Origin of the sequence: Calothrix anomala FACHB-343, assembly GCF_014696435.1 — a bacterium.
Lineage (GTDB): Bacteria > Cyanobacteriota > Cyanobacteriia > Cyanobacteriales > Nostocaceae > Aulosira > Aulosira anomala_A.
Map to the genome: position 1 here is coordinate 151,716 of NZ_JACJQG010000006.1, position 19,368 is coordinate 171,083.

General features: G+C 40.1%; 8 protein-coding genes. 7 read left to right on the forward strand and 1 reads right to left on the reverse strand.

Annotation, left to right across the window (positions count from 1 at the left end; translation table 11 throughout):
• The first annotated feature begins 22 nt into the window (after nucleotides 1–22).
• The 7 genes from H6G08_RS05025 to H6G08_RS38060 all read left to right on the forward strand — a co-directional run bounded on the left by H6G08_RS05025 (nucleotide 23) and on the right by H6G08_RS38060 (nucleotide 16,689).
• A complete protein-coding gene (locus tag H6G08_RS05025) occupies nucleotides 23–1,234 on the forward strand; it encodes a beta-ketoacyl-ACP synthase (protein WP_190539274.1) in 1,212 nt (403 codons plus the stop codon).
• Nucleotides 1,235–1,716: 482 nt separating this feature from the next.
• Entirely contained in the window at nucleotides 1,717–2,517 is an 801-nt protein-coding gene (locus H6G08_RS05030; protein WP_190539276.1) for a DUF928 domain-containing protein, read from the forward strand.
• A 534-nt stretch (nucleotides 2,518–3,051) separates the two neighbouring features.
• The gene (locus H6G08_RS05035) at nucleotides 3,052–5,301 is read left to right on the forward strand and encodes a CHASE2 domain-containing protein (RefSeq protein WP_190539318.1); all 2,250 of its coding nucleotides are present in this window, start codon (nucleotides 3,052–3,054) and stop codon (nucleotides 5,299–5,301) included.
• A 260-nt stretch (nucleotides 5,302–5,561) separates the two neighbouring features.
• Nucleotides 5,562–9,125: a CHAT domain-containing protein gene (locus H6G08_RS05040; protein ID WP_190539277.1), complete on the forward strand. Its 3,564-nt coding sequence runs from the start codon at nucleotides 5,562–5,564 to the stop codon at nucleotides 9,123–9,125.
• A 111-nt stretch (nucleotides 9,126–9,236) separates the two neighbouring features.
• A complete protein-coding gene (locus tag H6G08_RS05045; protein WP_190539279.1) occupies nucleotides 9,237–12,809 on the forward strand; it encodes a CHAT domain-containing protein in 3,573 nt (1,190 codons plus the stop codon).
• A 234-nt stretch (nucleotides 12,810–13,043) separates the two neighbouring features.
• Nucleotides 13,044–14,282 (forward strand): RNA-guided endonuclease InsQ/TnpB family protein, encoded by a 1,239-nt coding sequence (locus tag H6G08_RS05050; RefSeq protein ID WP_190539281.1) that lies wholly within the window; start codon nucleotides 13,044–13,046, stop codon nucleotides 14,280–14,282.
• 766 nt (nucleotides 14,283–15,048) lie between these two features.
• On the forward strand, nucleotides 15,049–16,689 hold the full coding sequence (locus H6G08_RS38060) for a DUF4114 domain-containing protein (RefSeq protein ID WP_190539283.1): 1,641 nt from the start codon (nucleotides 15,049–15,051) through the stop codon (nucleotides 16,687–16,689).
• A 141-nt stretch (nucleotides 16,690–16,830) separates the two neighbouring features.
• On the opposite strand, the gene H6G08_RS05060 is transcribed toward H6G08_RS38060, so the two are convergent.
• The gene (locus H6G08_RS05060; protein ID WP_190539284.1) at nucleotides 16,831–19,221 is read right to left on the reverse strand and encodes a CHRD domain-containing protein; all 2,391 of its coding nucleotides are present in this window, start codon (nucleotides 19,219–19,221) and stop codon (nucleotides 16,831–16,833) included.
• Nucleotides 19,222–19,368: the final 147 nt, after the last annotated feature.

Consider the following 19,368-nt stretch of genomic DNA (forward strand, 5'->3'; position numbering starts at 1 on the left):
TAATAGAATTTGCTTATTACCCATGACCAATCCTCAATCCCAAATTCACAACTCTCCATTGGTTCAGGTTGTCGTCACTGGTATCGGTTTAGTTTCAGCTTTAGGAGAAAATTTAGCAACTAGCTGGCAGAATTTGATAGCGGGTAAGTCTGGAATTAAATTGCAGCAAGTATTTCCAGAATTGTCACCTCTGCCTCTAGGGTTGATTGGGCAAAAACCAACTTCGTTAGAAATACTGAGAGAATTGGTAGTCAAAGCTGCCTTAAAAGATGCTGGTTTATCATCGCCTTTAGCTGATTGTGCGGTGGTTATCGGCTCAAGTCGCAGCTATCAAGCTGAGTGGGAAATGCTAGCAAGCAAAATTTATAGTAGCGATCGCTTGTCATCCCCTCTCCCCAACGGGGAAATGGCGAACTGGTTAGAGACATTACCCCACATGAATGCGATCGCCACAGCCAGACAAATTGGCTCGGTAAGCACTGTATTAGCACCTATGACAGCCTGTGCTACCGGAATTTGGGCGATCGCTCAGGCTACAAGTTTAATTCAAACTGGACAATATCAAAGAGCGATCGCGGGTGCAATTGAAGCTCCAATTACACCCTTAACTTTGACAGGATTTCAGCAAATGGGTGCTTTGGCAAAAACTGGCGCTTATCCCTTTGATTTACACCGCGAAGGCTTGGTTTTAGGGGAAGGTGCAGCTGTATTTGTCCTGGAATCGGCAGAATTAGCCAAGCAGCGTCAAGCGAAGATTTATGGTGAAGTTTTGGGTTTTAGTTTACTGAACGACGCCTATCACCCAAATGCACCCAATCCAGAGGGAAAAACTGCGATCGCATCCATTAAGCAATGCTTAGAGCGTAGTTATCTCGCGCCCAGTGATATTGATTATATTCATGCTCATGGTACAGCTACACAAATCAACGACCTTGTAGAGAGCAAGGTAATTAAGCATCTATTTCCGCAAAAAGTTGCAGTCAGTTCCACCAAAGGAGCTACAGGACATACTCTTGGTGCATCAGGAGCTTTAGGGGTAGCTTTTTCCTTGCTAGCTTTAAAACAGCAGATTTTGCCGCCATGTGTAGGATTACAGCAACCAGAGTTTGATTTAAATTTAGTAAGAGTGGCAAATCAACAAAAGATTCAGTATGTCCTTTGTTTGAGTTTTGGCTTTGGCGGACAAAATGCTGTGATTGCTTTAGGTAAAAATTGTGATGAACACAAAAATTAGATATTTGCTCGCCTCAAGGCTAAATTTTTGTGTAGGTAAGATATTTTGCTCTCTCTCAATTATCGAACATTAACGGACTTGAGTTCCTCGCTGGTGTAGTATTTAACGGGAACAATACTCATATGTTTTCGACTGATATCACAGGTAACATCTGTCTTCAGGTAATACTATATTTTATTTAGCTTCCCAATAGTTCAGTACTTTTATAGTCTAAGCTAATGCGCGTTTAAATTGCATAACTACTATCAGGGCTGTTAACTGTTGTACGGGCGGGTTCATGGATATCCGCGTCGATCAACAAAGATCTAAATCAACTCGCCCCTACGGTCAACGGTCAACAGTCAACAGATCTCACAATGGATTGTGCAACTTAAAAGCAGAATAGCTTATTGATTGTTTCAGTTAATAGCTGCCAGACTCTTAGTTGAGCAACAACTAAAGCAATTATATGGTTATATAACTAATTGAGAGGAGATTCCGGAATGAAGTGGATCAAGCAATCTATCAGTTTAGTAGCATTTTCAATACCAGTATTTTTGGAACTTGCTACTATTCCTACTATAGCAACACAGGCACAAGCTCAGGTTAACTCAGGATCGCTGACTCAACAGCCAACACAGTCTTTGCTCATTAGTCAAGCATTCAAACCACCACAGCGCGGATCGGCTCCTCCCAGTGCTGGTGGTGCTACCCGTGGCTCCTCTTATTGCGTACAAAAAAATCAGTTATTGACCAACTTACTACCAAAAGAAAATACCGGCTTAACTTTTTCAGAACGTCCCAGCTTTTTTTGGCATGTGCCTAAAGATACAGTTAAAACAGCGCAATTTTCCATCTTGGTAGAAGGCGATGAGAATAGCATAGAAGATGATGTAGTTTATGAAACAACTTTAAATGTGCCAACTCAACCAGGGATTATGAAATTTACCCTGCCAGAGAATAGCCCTCCTTTAAAAGTAGGTAAGCGTTACCACTGGTATTTGACTTTAGTTTGCGATCGCCAAAATCCCCCGAAAAATCCGAGTCTAGAAGGATGGGTTGAACGAGTACAACCAGAAGCAAAACTATCAAAAGCTTTAGAACAAGCGGATTTACGCAAGCGCCCAACTCTGTATGCAGATGCAGGAATTTGGCATGAAGCAATAACTAGTTTAGTTGCCTTACGTTGTGCTGAACCAAATAATTTTAAGGTTACAGCTGATTGGCGAAAATTCTTTCAATCGGTTAATTTAAGTCAGTTTGCATCCGAACCCATCCTTGATTGTTGTAGCAGTAAGCAATAATTTTTAATACATTACTGGTGAATTAGGCAGTCAGGTATAAAGATAATCATAGGACTTACGCACCGAACACAAAAACCCTCACAAAGGTAGTCAAAAGTCAAAAGTCAATGGTCAAAATTCAAGTTTTTAGACTATGGACTATTGACCATTGACAAAAAGTATGAAAAATATCTGACACTGCGTAAGTCCTAAATCATTAGGGCACAATATGTTGTGCCCTTTCTTATCTGTGTTGAAATATAATAAGCTTTGCAAAGAAAATAAACATAAAAGACTGATACTGGTGACTCTAGATTTTTGATGATGCAAAATATTGTTTGCTAGTGTTATATATAATTCACATCTGTAGGTTGGGTTGAGGAACCAAACCCAACATTTGCGCGAGTTTGTTGAGTTTCACTACGTCCAAACCAACCGACAATTTATCCTTAACTGAATAATATTGGTATTTATCTAGTAGAAAATTAAGTAAGAAAAAAATTTCATCAGTGCAATATTTAACTAATTAAAACTCAGGAATCAGGATTAAATATGATGGGGGCAAAGCTAAAACATCTAATATGGCAATGGCGCGGAGTTTTGCTAGCAGTACCTAATGTCACAGCTATTGTGATTGCGCTGCGCTTTACAGGATTGCTGCAATTATTAGAGTTAGCAACCCTAGATCAGTTTGTGATTTTACGCCCTAGAGAAGCTATTGATGAACGGATTGTTATTGTTGAGATTAATGAACCAGATATTATTAAATTGAGAGAATTTCCCATATCTGATGCTGTGTTTGCTAAAGTTATTAATAATATTAAACAGCAAAAACCTCGAGCTATTGGTCTGGATATTTATCGAGATTTACCTGTAAATCCTGGACATCAAGATTTAGTGAAAATATTTCAGACTACACCTAACTTAATTGGAGTGCAAAAGATATCGCATACATCTGATAGCTTTGATGTGGCAGCACCTCCAGAATTGAAAAAACTCCAACAAGTAGGCGCAAATGATTTACCTTTAGATAGTGATGGCAAAATCCGCCGAGGTTTGCTATACGTAGGTTTACAAGATAACAGTATTATAGAAAGTTTTGCCTTGAAACTGGCATTATTATATTTAAAATCAGAAGGAATTACGGAAAAGCCATCAAAAAGAAACCCTAATTACTTACAACTTGGTAAAGGTACTTTTCCCATTTTTGAACCCAATGATGGGGGTTATATGGGTGCTAATGCCAGTAGTTATCAAATTGTTTTAAACTATAGAGGAACGATGAATCAGTTCCGTAAGCTCTCTATAAGTGATGTTTTAGAGAACCGCATCCCCCCCAACTTGATGCAAGGTAAAATCGTTTTAATTGGTTCGACTGCGGAGAGTTTAAAAGATTTATTCTGGACGCCATATAGTAGTAATTTATTTTCCTCTCCTGAACGGATGGCTGGGGTAGTAATTCATGCTAATTTAATTAGTCAAATATTAAGTTCAGCTTTACAAGGACGCTCAGAAATTAAAACTTTACCTGAAGAGTTAGAGTGGTTATGGATTTTATTGTGGTCAATTTTTGGTGCTACTTGGTGTTGGCAACAAAGACATAGTAGTACTGAGAAAAGACATATACCTTTTATCGCTAATGGTACTGGTAGCATCTTTATTTTCAGCGCCTGTTTACTGGGTGGAAGTTACCTGGCGTTTCTTTTTTCTTGGTGGATTCCTGTAGTACCCTCGCTGTTAGCTTTAACAGGATCGGCGATCGCAGTTACTCAGTATATCGCCCGTAGCGCTGCGGAAATGCGCCGTACCTTTGGGCGTTATGTAACAGATGAAGTAGTGTCAAATTTACTCGAAACTCCTTCAGGGTTGAAGCTAGGAGGAGAAAGACGGAAAGTAACTGTGCTGATGTCTGATTTAAGAGGTTTTTCCGCCGTATCTGAACGATTAGCCCCAGAACAAGTAGTAGCCATTCTTAATGTCTATTTAGGCGCAATGGCGGATGTAATTAATCAATACAATGGCACAATTAATGAATTTATTGGCGATGGGATCTTTGTCATGTTTGGTGCGCCAGTTAGCCGCGAAGATGATGCTCAAAGAGCGATCGCTTGTGCAATTGCAATGCAATTAGCGATGAAGCCTGTAAACGAACATAACCAGCAAATGAATTTACCACTGTTAGAAATGGGAATTGGGATTCATACAGGCGAGGTGGTAGCTGGTAATGTTGGCTCGCAAAAACGTGCTAAATATTCTGTTGTTGGTAGTCATGTAAATCTTACCGCTCGGATTGAATCTTATACCGTGGGCGGTCAAATTCTGATTTCTGAAGAAACCATTAAAGACGCTAATATTGACTTAAGAATTGATGGCGAATTGCGAGTAGAACCAAAGGGAATTAAAGCCCCAATTACTATCTATGATATTGGCGGTATTGGTGGTAAATATAATCTTTACATACCGCAAGCTGAAGAAAATTTCTTGCATTTATCAGAGGAAATTCCCCTAGAATTTATCATTTTAGAAGGTAAACATGCTGTAGGCACCATATTTACAGGCGAGCTTTTTTGCTTGTCAGATAATGGCGGACAATTGCGATCGCAGCATTCATTAGAACCTTTAATGAATCTGAAAATGAAATTGGTAAATGCTCCCGAAATTGCGCCGGGAGATGGCGATATTTATGCCAAGGTGCTGAAAAAATCTCCTGAACATGAACAGCATTTTCAAATTCGGTTTACAGCTGTTCCTCCCAAGGTAGCAGCCATACTTGATACCATACGCAAATCGGCAGTTAGTCATTAATGGGCATGGGGCATTGGGCATTGGGCATAAAAATTCGCTGATTTCTGCTCTCTGTCTTTTTTAAGGAGTTTCATAAAGTCCTTCTGCCCTTCGGGTTCGCCACTTGCTTTATGCCGGGGAACCCGTCCACCGCAGTGGCTCACCTCCTGCCCTCTGCCTTTCTTGATAAAGTATTAAAACAATAGCTAGTATATGTGATTTTACTGGTATTATATTCCGGTAAACGTGTTTTAGCTATGAATGGAATGGAGTGCCTGTAAATGCAAAGGCGATTTTTGCAGGGTTTTAGTAGCCGCACTCTGACTGTATTACTCACCTTGATATTTTTGTCTGAATCGGTAGTGTCAGCAGGTGGTAAGAACCTCCAACTAGCCCAAACAAACACACCTGCAAACCAAAATACCCAGACAGAAAACCAAAAAGCTGCTCAACGAGTTCAAAAACTCTTTGAGGAAGCAGAACAACTCAGTAAACAACAAACCCCAGATTCACTACAACGGGCAATGCAAAAGTATGAAGAAATATTGCAAATTGCTCGTAAATTAGGCGATCGCTTATTAGAACATAACACTCTTTATCTCATAGGTAGTGCTTATTCTGAGCGCAGCGAACACGAGAAAGCGCTGACATATTATCAGCAAGCCCTAAATATTATTCAAGAACTGAAAAAACCCATACCACAAGCGAGAACTCTGTGGTCAATCGCCACCAGTTACTCTTATTTATGGCAAAAGCAAAAAGCACTAGAATATTACAACCAAGCTTTATCCATATTTCAAGCCGAGAAAGCTAATGATATGGTTGCGATCGCTCTCTTAACTATGGGTATGGTTTATGAAAATATAGGTGAAAGCAAAAAAGCGTTGGATTATGTCAATCAAGCTTTAACTATTCAACGCAGTCAAAACGATAGTCAAGCTCAGACTACAACCTTCTCTATTTTAGCAGGAATTTACAATTCTCTAGGTGAAAAGCAAAAAGCACTCTCTTGCTTAAATCAAGCTTTAGAGATTCACCGTCAAAGAAATAATCTCGATGGTCAAGCTGATATTCTCACTAAAATGAGTACAATCTATGTCTCCTTAGACGATTATCTCCAAGCCAGAGAATTATTAAACCAAGCACTGCAACTCAATCAAAAAGGTTCTCAAAGCAATTTAGTAAATCAGGTAACTATTTTCCTGAGCTTAGGTGTAATTTATGTTTTTGAGGGTAATTATCAGCAAGCTTTAAATTACTATAATCAAGCGCGATCGCTATCGCAAAAAATAGTCAGACCAGATTTAGAAGCTACTGTACTTTCTCAAATCAAACATATTTACGAATCATTAGGACAGCTAGATGAAGCATTGGCTTATTTAAAAGCAGCACAAAAATTACAGCAGAAAATTAACGATCGTTCAGCAGAAGCCAGCACCTTAAACTCAATTGCCAAGCTTTATCAATCTCAGGGTGAATATCAAACAGCGCTGAATATTTATAACCAAGCTTTAGAGATACAACGTCAGATTAAAGACATACCCCAGGAAGCTAGAACTCTGGGTAATATAGCTTATCTTTACAGATTATTAGGTGAATATCAATTAAGTTTAGATAACTATAACCAGGCGCTCAAAATATTTGAAAAAATAGAAAATAATAGAGATATAGCCCAAATTATGACAGAAATTGGCTTGACTTACTTGACAGCCAAAGATTATGATAATGCGCTGAAATATTATAACCAAGCGCTACCTTTATGGCGGCAACAAGGGCAAATTGATGGTGAAATACTCACGCTAATTGGCCTCACTAAAACCTATGATTATTTAAAGGATTATCAGCAAGCATTGTCAGCAGCTAATCAAGGATTGTCTTTAGCAAGAGAGAAAAATAATCTTGCTTTTGAGGTGACTATGCTTGGTTATCAAGCAACCGCTTACCAAAGATTAGGCGATTATCAAAAAGCGCTTTCTTTAGCTCAAGAAGCTGTGACTAAATCGCAAAAAGTAGGCGCGCGTCAAGTGCAAGCGAATGCTTTATATGGTTTGGGCGATGCCTATAAGGATTTAAAAGAGTACCAAAAAGCTATAGACGCTTATAAACAAGAACTGACTATCAGACAAGAAATAGGCGATCGCAATGGACAAGCCCATACATTATATAGAATTGCACAGACCGAACGCGATCGCGATCGATTAGCATCCGCCCGCAGTCAAATAGAAGCTGCAATCGCAATTTTGGAAAATATCCGCACCCAAGTTACCAGCCAAGACTTACGCACCTCATACTTTGCCTCAGTCCAGAGATATTATGAGTTATACATTGACTTATTGATGCAGTTGCACAAACAGCAACCATCTCAAGGCTATCATGCCCTAGCATTACAAGCTAGCGAACGAGCTCGCGCTCGCACCCTCTTAGAGTTGCTCACAGAAGCTAATGCAGATATTCGTCAAGGTGTAGATCCGCAGCTACTAGCAGCAGAACGCAACTTACAACAACAGCTAGATGCTTTAGAAAAACGGCGGCTAAAATTACTAAGCGGTAAATATACTCCTACCCAAGCGCAAAACTTGGAACAAGAAACCGCATCAATTCTCGAACAGTATCGCCAGCTGCAAGCCAAAATTAGGGCTACGAGTCCTCGTTATGCAGCTCTTACACAACCGCAAACCCTCTCATTGCAACAAATTCAGTCTGCTGTACTGGATGAAAATACCTTACTACTAGAGTATTCTTTGGGTGAAGAACGCAGTTACCTTTGGGCGGTGACGAAAAACAGCATTAGCAGTTACGAACTACCCAAACGCGCAGAAATTGCGGCTGCGGTGGAAAAATTGCGCAATATTGTCACTGTAAGAATTCCCAGAAAAGGAGATAAAGAAGCTAAAGCTCTATCAGAGTTGATATTAGCACCAGTCGCCCAGCAATTAGGACAGCGCCGTTTAGTTATCGTTGCTGATGGGGTTTTGCAATATGTACCGTTTGCGGCTCTCCACACACCTAACTCTACTAAAAACAGCTATGAACCATTAGCCGTCAACCATGAGATTGTTACCCTCCCTTCAGCCTCGACAATCGCCGTACTTAGACAAGAAACTACTACAAGCCAAACTGCTCCGAAAACATTAGCTGTAATTGCCGATCCGATTTTTTCAGCTAGCGACGAACGAGTCAAGGGAACAACGCCAAGTCAACAAAACAACAATCAAAACCTCGACTTACAACAACTGAGCAAGTCAGCACGCACAGCAAACATCGAATTCCGGCGCTTACCATTTACCCGCCAAGAAGCTGAGACTATTTTGTCTTTAGTACCAGAACGAGAGCGCAAACAAGCCTTTGATTTTGCGGCGAATCGAGCTACAGCTACCGATGGGGAATTGAGTCAATATCGTATAGTACATTTTGCCACTCATGGCATTCTCAACAGTGAAAATCCAGAATTATCAGGGGTAGTGCTGTCGTTGTTTGATGAAAATGGTAAACCCCAAAATGGTTTTTTACGGCTGCATGATATTTTCAACCTGAAGCTACCAGCAGAACTAGTGGTACTTAGCGCTTGTGAAACTGGTTTAGGTGAAGAAGTCAAAGGAGAAGGATTAATTGGCTTGACAAGAGGGTTTATGTATGCAGGTAGTTCCAGAGTTGTAGTTAGTTTGTGGAATGTCGATGACGAAGCTACCGCAGAATTAATGAAGAAATTTTATAAATTTATGTTAGAGGATAAATTAAAACCTGCGGCAGCGCTACGATCTGCACAGATAGAAATGTGGCGAGATCCTAAGTATCGCGCACCTTATTTCTGGGCGGCTTTTACTCTTCAAGGTGAATGGCGGTGAGAATTTAAAAGTGAAAATAGTGTTGACTGTTGACTGTTGACTGTTGACTGTTGACTCTGAAGAGAGATTTTCTCGTGAATGGCTTAGTTAATGCAAAGGAACTCAAACTTCATGCCCAGGCAACTTAGATCAAATTTGAGCTATCGGACGATTGTTGTCTTTGTCAGCATGATTTTAGCGTCTGAATCTGTAGGCATGACAGCTAAGGCAATAAATCTAGAAATTGCCCAAAAACCAACAAATACAACTCAAAATTTGACTCCGGCACAAGAAAGTGCCAAAAATCAAGCAACGCAACTCATACAAGCAGCAGATAAACTTCTAGAACAGAGAACAGCTACATCTTTACAACAGGCTGTGGCTAAATACTTAGAAGCGTTAAAAATTTGGCGGGAAATAGGCGATCGCTCTCAAGTAGCTGCCACACTGGCTAGTATCGGGAATGCCTATTATCTACAAAGCGAAACTCAAAAAGCCCTGGAATATTACAATCAAGCATTAGCGATTAGACGAGAACTCAAAGATAAATATCGCGAAGCCATGATGCTTCAGGCTATTGCTGATGTATACATGAATTTGCGAGACAATAAAACAGCACTGGAATATTACAACCAAGCTTTACCAATATTTCGCACTGAGAAACAACCTTTTTTTGAGGCTGTGACTTTGATTGGTATTGGGAGAGTTTATTTTAATACTGGTGAAACCAAAAAAGCGCTGGAATATTACAATCAAGCTTTAGAAGTTCAGCGTGCTAGTAACAATTTAGCAGCACAAGTTTATACCCTAGAAATTATTGCTAGAGTCTACACTCAATATGGTGAGCCGCAAAAGGCTTTAGAAGTATACAATCAAGTATTAGCTATTCAGCGTCAACAAAAATCCTTGCTGGGAGAAAGCGAAACCCTCAATGCTATTGGTACGGTATATTTCTCCTTAGGTGAGAATCAAAAAGCTAAAGAATATTTCACTCAAGCTTGGGAAATACAACGCAAGCTACCAGAAGTTAGCTTAGGTAACCAAGCAATCACTGTAATGTATCTGGGGATGAGTTCCTGGGGTGTAGGTGAACATCAAAAGGGACTCGAATATTTAAACCAAGCGCGATCGCTCATGCAAAAATTAGGTAATCGTTTTGCAGAAGCAGAAATCCTCGGACAAATCAGCATTTTGCAATCTGAACTCGGACAAAAACAGTCAGCCCTCGATGCTTTAAACCAAGCACTCAAGCTACAGCAGGAAAATAAAGATCCGGCGAGAATTGCGGCGACAATTAATAGTATTGCAGATATTCACACTTCCTCCGGCGAATATCAAACCGCTTTGGATTTTTATAACCAAGCCCTCACAATCCAGCGTCAAATAGGCGATCGCTTGGGTGAAGGACAAACCCTAAGTTACATTGCCAAGCTTTATAATTTATTAGGCGATAGTCAGTTAAGTATTGACACTGCCAAGCAAGCTCTAGAAAAATTTCGCACTGTTGGCGATCGCACTAAAGTTGCGCAAACTCTCGATGATATCGGCAATGTTTACCGAACATTAGAAGATTATCCCCAAGCATTAGATTACTATAACCAAGCACTGCAACTGTGGCGCGAACAAGGAGCGCTATTTGCTGAATTCACTACGCTCACTGGTGTGATTAGGACTTATGAATCATTAAAAGAATATACCAAAGCTCTGGAGACTGCTAACCAAGCACTATCATTATCACGCAAACAACAAAACAGACTCCACGAAGCTTCCGCCCTAGCTTACTTAGGTAGAGTCTACTTAGCAGCAGGTGACGAGCAAAAAGCTCTAGATATGTTGAATCAAGCTGTGTTGAGATTTCAGCAATTGAAGATTCCCAGTGCCGAAGCTAACGTATGGGGTAATATTGCTAGAGTATACAAATCCTTAAACCAACCCCAACAAGCGATCGCTAGTTACGATCGACAACTCAAATTACAGCGCAATTTAGGCGATCGCACTGGTGAAGCAGAAACACTTTACAATATTGCTGTGAGCGATCGCGATCGCCAGAATCTAGAGGCGGCTCGGACGCAAATAGAGTCTACAATTAAAATCATCGAAGATATCCGTACCAGAGTCACCAGTCAAGAATTACGTACCTCTTACTTCGCCTCAGTCCAAAAATATTATGAATTCTACATCGACCTGTTGATGCAGTTGCACAAACAGCAACCATCTCAAGGTTACAATGCTCTAGCCCTCCAAGCCAGCGAACGCGCCCGCGCTCGCAGTCTCTTAGATTTGCTAACTGAGGCTCATGCAGACATCCGTCAGGGTGTAGATCCTCAGCTACTCGCCACCGAACGCAACCTGCAACAACAACTAGATGCTTTAGAAAAACGACGGCTGAAATTACTGGGTGAGGAATCCAGCAAAGCGCAAGTACAACAATTAGAACAAGAAACCGCCACCATTCTCGAACAATATCGGCAAATACAAGCCAAAATTAGAGCTACTAGCCCGCGTTATGCTGCTCTCACCCAGCCGCAAACCCTCTCACTCACACAAATTCAATCCTCTGTCCTCGATGATAATACTCTGCTATTAGAATATGCTTTGGGAGAAGAACGCAGTTACCTCTGGGCTGTGACTAAAAATAGCATTACTAGCTACGAACTGCCGAAACGTGCAGAAATAGCCGCAGCAGTTCAAAGATTCCGCCAAGTTTTAACCTCACCAATTTCCCGCAGCAAACCAGGTGCTAGCGCTAATCTACTCACAAAAATGATACTGGCACCAGTAGCCCAGCAATTAGGACAACGCCGCCTAGTTATTGTAGCTGATGGAGCTTTGCAATATATACCCTTTGCTGCCTTAAATACACCCAGTCAACAAAATACTAATAGTTATGAGCCGTTAGTAATCAACCATGAAATTGTTACCCTCCCATCAGCCTCAACAGTCGCCGTACTCCGCCAAGAAACCAATGGACGCAAAACTGCGCCGAAAACATTAGCTGTAATTGCCGATCCAATATTTTCGCCTAACGACGAGCGAGTTAAAAAAGGGGGGAACAATTCTCAAAATAGTAATCTCAACATAGACTTACAACAACTTAGCCGCTCTGCACGAGCCGCCAACATCAGTTTTGAGCGGTTACCATTCACGCGCCAAGAAGCTGAAACTATTCTCTCTCTAGTGCCAGCGAAAGAGCGCAAGCAAGCCTTTGATTTTGCTGCTAATCGAGCAGCAGCTACGAATATAGATTTAAGTCAGTATCGAATAATACATCTTGCTACACATGGCATCCTCAATAGCCAAAATCCAGAATTATCGGGTGTGGTGTTGTCATTGTTTGATGAAACTGGTAAACCCCAAAATGGCTTTTTACGTCTGCATGATATTTTTAACCTCAAGCTACCAGCCGAACTAGTGGTACTCAGTGCTTGTGAAACTGGTTTGGGTGAAGAAGTCAAAGGTGAAGGCTTAATCGGCTTGACAAGAGGGTTTATGTATGCAGGTAGTCCCAGAGTAGTTGTTAGTTTGTGGAGTGTTGATGACGAGGCGACATCCGAATTAATGAAAAAGTTTTATGGATTCATGTTACAAAATAACATGAATCCTGCTGCCGCACTCAGAGCAGCACAAAGAGAAATGTGGCGCGATCGCAAATATCAATCACCCTATTTTTGGGCTGCTTTTACTCTCCAAGGTGAATGGAAGTGAGGTTGTTTTTCCTCTTTGTTCCCTAAGTTGGTGTCAATAAACCAAACTATATTACGAAACGTAAATAGGCTTGAACTCCTTACCAATGACTAATGACAGCCCTCTGACCAATATTGAGCGTCAGCGAAATCAGGGAAGAGGGCATGGAGGAAACGAACAAAATATTTGTTTAAGTTGCGATATTTTTAACTAGTTCTGTTACCATGAAAAAGTAAACACGGTAAGGTCGATACCATGTATAGAGCAATTAAAGTTAGAATTTATCCCACTGACGAGCAAGAATCATATTTAGCTCAATGTTTTGGTAATACCCGTTGGTTGTGGAATTATATGCTCAATGCTACAACCACAGCATATAAAGAAACAGGGAAAGGGCTTTCCAAAGCTGCAATGGACAAATTGTTGCCAGGATTAAAGAAAGAATATGAATGGTTAGGACTTGCATACTCTCAAGTATTGCAACGAGTAACATTCAATCTTTCAAGTGCGTTTGTCAACTTCTTTGAAGGTCGTGCTAAATACCCTAACTTTAAATCTAAACATGGTAAGCAATCGATTCAATATCCCCAAAATGTGAAACTGATGCCAGATGACTCTGTGATTAAGTTTCCTGGAAGTTTGGGATTAATGAAAGCTGTGTTTCACAAACAATTGCCTGATGCTAAATTCACAACTGTAACAATATCGAGAAATGCAGACGGTAAATATTATGCTTCTATTGTGTTTAATCAAGAGGATGAACCAGTAACCGCAATCAACAAGGCTATTGGTGTTGACCTGGGTTTAAAGAATTTTGCAATCACTTCCGATGGTTCAAAATATGATCTACCTAAGAGGCGATTAGCAAAACTAGAAAAGAATAGAAAGCGTAAACAGAAAAAATTAGCAAGAAAGAAGGATAAAACATCTAATAAACGACAAAAGGCTAGACGCTTAGTAGCTAAAATCTCTAGCAAAATACCTAGAGTCCGTGAAGACTTTCTACACAAGCTATCTCGCAAAATAGCATACGAAAATCAAGTAATTTGTGTAGAGGACTTGGCAGTTAAGAACATGGTTAAAAATCCCAACTTGGCAAAAGCTATCAGTGACCAAGGGTGGGGAATGTTTCTAACCATGCTTAAGTACAAAGCTGAGAGATTTGGTCATACCTACCAAGAAATAGGACGTTTCTTCCCATCATCTCAGCTTTGTAGTGAAACTCTACTCCCAATACCAGTGCTGCAAAACGGTTATGATTCATTAGGTGTTAGGTTTGTATATTGTCCGCACTGCCAAAAGCAGCATGATAGAGACATCAATGCTGCAATAAATATTAGAAATGAAGGTTTGCGACTTTTGGAGTTAGGAACTAGCTCTTCTGCCCTTGGAGGGGATGTAAGACCAAAATCTTCGGGACGTAAAAAATCCACAAAGGTCGAGGCAATCCCCAATGAATTGGGAAGCCTACACTCACCCGTCAGGGGAGTGTAGGTAGTTCACTTAACCTTATTGAAATTTAGAGGGAGGAGAGGCCATCAGCTACCAGATGCATCTTCAAAACAGAGGGAAGAAAAAAGGTTAATTGTTTGTCGATGAGAAAAACAACATCCCACGACGAGAGCGTAAAAATCAATGCATAATAGCCTCTTTATTCAACATCTATTCAGGTTTAGCAGCTGTTTCCTTATATCTAGGCTCGACAGGCGATCGCCTAGACAATACTTGTATTAATAAAGACAAAAATGGAAATACATGAGAAAGTTAAAACCAACAGTATTTATTATTTTTTAGTAGCATTTTCCTATCATGTGATAACTCAACTGCCAGATCGTAAACTTTAACTAAGCGATCTGAGCGGACACAATGAATATTTAATAATTAGGTATAAATAAATCAATAATCATTTAAAATAGTGTAAGCAAAGGTACAGCCTTTAATCCTTGACTAAATCGTCCAACTAGCGGCCATAAGCGGAAAGTAAAGATTCGTAAATGTAGTTAAAAAAATTAATATGGTGTTATAAATACAATCGGTGAAAGTTACTGTCAAAATTTAATATTTACTTTATAAATTACTGAGCGTGAGCGAGGGTTGGTCATTAGCTCATATATTAGTAATTAGATATTTAGTAATTAATGCTACAAATATTTCTTGCTTATATCCGGTTGTTTTTGACAAAAATCTACGTGTTATTGCTGTTTGAATCGTATATAATCTACAACACTAATGTAAAGCATTTAATTAATTCAGAAAAACAATGGCAATTATTAATGGTACTTCGGGGATTGATGAATTACTGGCAACAGGAAGTGGTAATACTCTCAATGGTTTACAAGGAAACGATATCATTGATGGTAGCAGTGGAGAAGGCAATAACATCCTAGAAGGAAATGAAGGCGATGATGAGATATTCGCCAAGACCAACGATACAGCTAAAGGTGGATCGGGGAAGGACACTATACAGTCAATAGAGGGGATGAATATCCTCTATGGTGGTGATGACGACGATCTAATTTTTCCTTACCTCAAAGATCAAGTTTTTGCTGAGGCTGGTAATGACACCATTTATGCAGGTCTTGGTGATAGTACTTTAACAGGAGGTTTAGGAAATGATATTTTCTGGATCGCTAATAATGAATATTTACAAGCACCAAATATAATTGCGGATTTTGATCCCACCGCAGATAGCCTAAAGGTGGAATTAGAAGGCGTTACTAGAATTGCTGATCTGACCTTACAACAGCAGGGTAGTGATACCTTAATTAGTAAAAATAGTAAAGCACTAGCTATTGTTAAAAATACAAATGTTGATGATATTTTAAATGGTGGAAATTCGCAAAATATTAAAAAATTATTAGTTGACAGTGATAATATTTTCACCGTATCGGCTACTAGGAATACAAAAATTAAACTCAAAGCAAAATTAATTAGTAACCAAGCTAATTCAGTTAACGAAGTAGGTTTTTTTGTAGTCAAAGATAACAAAGGTACAATTATTGATAGCACGGGTAAATCCTATACCCCTGCTGATGGTGATGTTTACATTCAAGTAGCCTTAAAACAGTCTTTAAGTTTATTTTCATCAATTACAAATCGCCCAAACGGCTTTAACAATATCGATATTTCCCGCATCATTGAGAAAGTAGGAGGCGATCGCTTAGTCTTCTATTTTATCGAAAATGGCACTACTGATGGTGCTGTCAAGGGGCGCATACCTCTAAGTCGAGTGACTCTAGGCTCAAAGTTTGGTAATGGTAGTTCCGATCAATTCAAAGTTAATGACCTGGGCAATAATCAATTTAATCTCGCTTGGGGTCAAGATAAGATGGTACTGAGTTTCTCACTGACCGATGAGTCAGTTCCACTAGGTACCAATCTCCAAGGTGGTAACCCTGCAGAATTAATTGATTTGCGCAACGTAGCAGGAACCGTCAAAGCTGATTTCTCTGTATTCCGCGAAGCAGCATACAACAATGAAGTATATTTCTATAAAGTTGATAATGCAGACGGTCTGATCGGTAATATCGATCCAGCTAATGCCACTACAGCAAATTATCTCCAAGCAGCAATTAACAATCTCATTAAAGACCAAATCACAGGTGAATTGATTAAACTAGCTACCCCCAATCAAGGTACACAGACAACTAAAGCGACTGTTGCAGCAGGTTCAATATTAGCTCCCTTAATTGTGATTAATGGTAGCCTATCGCAACTGACAGACGTTAACACCAACAACGATCCTCAAGTTTATTTTCCCTACTTAGGAGTCAATGCGGATGGTGTTGACCACATACGTTTATTAGGAAATAACACCTTTGGTTTTGAAGATTTACCAGGTGGTGGCGATCTAGACTATAACGATGTCATTATTAACATTAATTTTTCCACTAATACTTAAAATCTGTTGCCGAATTTCTTGGTTAATCTGTACTGAAAACTTGCTGATAATTTCACACAATAGTCAAATATAACAAATTAATTCCCCTAATTAAAAAGGGGAATTAATCTTTGATGGCATTGGATCGCTCAATTAATTGGGTTAAGCAAACACAAAGTCACTAGCTTTCAATTCATTGAACAAGACACCTGAGAGATTTACCAGAGAAATTTCGGAGTTATCACTATCTCCGGGGGCCTTAACTCTAGCAACAACACTGGTACTTCTGATATCACCAAAAGCTGGTAGTAGTTTCAAATCATCAAAAGAATCGATATGGGCAATATTTTTAATGGCAATTTTGTCAACACCGATTTCAAAGTCCATAATCGTATTCTTTGTGTCTGTTAATTGTGGCAGACCTAAGAAGGTTAATTGTCTACCTTCAATCACCGCATCCGGAAATTCGCCGTTGGCAATCTCGAACCTGTCTACCCCAGAACCACCGTACAGAAGATTATCTCCACCACTACTAATGACTAAAGTATCATTTCCTTCTCCACCAAGCAGTTCGTCGTATTTACCCGCTATGAGCGTATCGTTACCATGTCCGCCATCAAGACGGTTGTAACCATCACCCCCAGAAGCATCAAGCAGATCGTCTCCTTCTTCACCAAAGCCGCGATCGTTATGATGGAGGATAATTTCATCATTGCCATTTCCTCCGTAAAGACGATTTCCCCCTGCTCCACCAGAAGCATCGAGGAGGTCATCGCCATCTTTACCAAAGGCGCGATCGTCTTGGTTAACGATAATTTCATCATTCTCTTTGCTACCGTAGATTCTTCGGCGACTACCACTAGTATCGCCAAATATATTGCTCTGGCTGCCAAGAAATTTAATTTCGTTAGGCACAACACCACCTTGAGGTGTTAAAGGCGATGGTACTGTTGCTGGTACTACTTGTGGTGAGTCTACCGAGACTGCGAGAGATTCTACTTGTTGAGTGCCAAAGTTGCCAAATGAGTATGTGCTTCCTGGTCTAACGTAAACAAAAGTGTTAGCCTCTGCTAACCTAACTTCATCATTGATTTTGAATGATAATGTACCTTCCCTGACATAAAAAGCTTCATGGTTTTCCGCTTTAATCGCAGTGGGAAAGTCATTAGTACTGCGAGCTATTTGACCCCTAATTTCGCCACTAGGATTCCCTTTAGTGTGAACCTGAACATAAAAGTCGCTTTCTTCTCCAGGTAAGCCACTATTATTCAGAAAAGTATTTAGAAGTGATGGAATTGGTTGCTCTGTCTGATTCCAAACACCGCTAAGAGTGGCGCTTCCCCCTTGATTTAAGGTAATTTTTAAATCTGTCTCATCCTGTTCGGTTGCATCCAAAATATTGAACACATGCTCACCACTACTACCCCTTTTACCCGAATGGATATGAATAGCGGTGACATCATCCTTAGTATCAGCAGTCTGAGGTGTACCTGCTGGTAAGAATGAACCAAAATCTAAGCCGTTTACGGTCAAGCTATACTCAATCTCGCCTTGAGTGTTGAGTTTTAAATTAGCAATCCCAGTGGCTGATGATTCATTAGATGATAATACTTGAGTGCCATTTAAGAAGGCTTGGGTAAAAACATTAGTTACTTGTGGCGCTAGGGAAAAACTATTGTAGGAGAGTTTGTTACCTAGATTATCTATTGTTTCATCAAAGCTACTCAAAGAGGTATATTCGATGCCAAACGGGCCAGTAACTTTAGGACGCTGACTATAAGTTGAGATGGTAAAACCCTCAACTCCACCCACCTGGGATTGTATTTGATCTTTTAGCGTCTGAGGTGCATTATCTGGTAACACCAATACATAATTAGGAGTACCGGCAGGAGGTTTATAACCATTAAATGCAACACCACCACCGGTTCTTTGTCCAAATTCTAATTGTTTAGGATCAATTCCTGGAGGCGGTGGTGGGATGGGATTATTCCTGTTAGTTACTGCTTTACCTGCAAATTCAAAGAGTAGATCTAATCCTCCAGGAGTGGTTATGGAGAGAATCCTAGCTCCGGTATTTGGCCCTGATTGTGCTTCTGTTGAGTTGGGGTTAGCAAAACCGTGAGGTCTCAATCGAGGGCCAAAAACAAAAGTACCTTGAGGTAATCCCTGCAAGATAAATTCTTCTTTGCCAGGATCTCCAGATGGGATATCAAGTGCTCCAGCCTCATTTCCGACAAAAAAGTTAACTTGTCCTTCTTCTACAAAGAATGCTTCGTGTTCATAGTTGTGAATATGTGGTGGTGGCCCGCCCCCTGTAGGCACAAAGAAATCAAAAGCATTCATCCCAAAGTTAGACTCTTTGGTTGTCACCAAAAAGGTATACAAGTCACCGGAAGTATAAATGGCAGGACGGTTAGGATCGTCTTGAGGTGAAATTACATACTTACCTACACTTGTATCAAATACGGAGTAATCTTTAGGTTCGCTAGACCCAGTACTACCTGTTCCTGGGTTGGATGTATTACCAGGCAAAGTCCCTATTGGATGTGTCATATTATTCAATATCCCATAGTAAAAATGCTAATAGCTTAGAAAACTGGAAGAGCAAAAAAATTAGGGGGTGCAAGCTGAAAAGGCAATATGCTTAACTTCATATAAATTTGATTAGTTATCTCATATCTTACATCTCTAGAAATAGAT

Excerpts from the sequence above, each read along its gene's own strand:
- H6G08_RS05045 (WP_190539279.1), top strand. The coding sequence starts at position 9,237 with ATGCCCAGGCAACTTAGATCAAATTTGAGCTATCGGACGATTGTTGTC.
- H6G08_RS05060 (WP_190539284.1), bottom strand. The coding sequence starts at position 19,221 with ATGACACATCCAATAGGGACTTTGCCTGGTAATACATCCAACCCAGGA.
- H6G08_RS05040 (WP_190539277.1), top strand. The coding sequence starts at position 5,562 with ATGCAAAGGCGATTTTTGCAGGGTTTTAGTAGCCGCACTCTGACTGTA.
- H6G08_RS05035 (WP_190539318.1), top strand. The coding sequence starts at position 3,052 with ATGGGGGCAAAGCTAAAACATCTAATATGGCAATGGCGCGGAGTTTTG.
- H6G08_RS05030 (WP_190539276.1), top strand. The coding sequence starts at position 1,717 with ATGAAGTGGATCAAGCAATCTATCAGTTTAGTAGCATTTTCAATACCA.
- H6G08_RS38060 (WP_190539283.1), top strand. The coding sequence starts at position 15,049 with ATGGCAATTATTAATGGTACTTCGGGGATTGATGAATTACTGGCAACA.
- H6G08_RS05025 (WP_190539274.1), top strand. The coding sequence starts at position 23 with ATGACCAATCCTCAATCCCAAATTCACAACTCTCCATTGGTTCAGGTT.
- H6G08_RS05050 (WP_190539281.1), top strand. The coding sequence starts at position 13,044 with ATGTATAGAGCAATTAAAGTTAGAATTTATCCCACTGACGAGCAAGAA.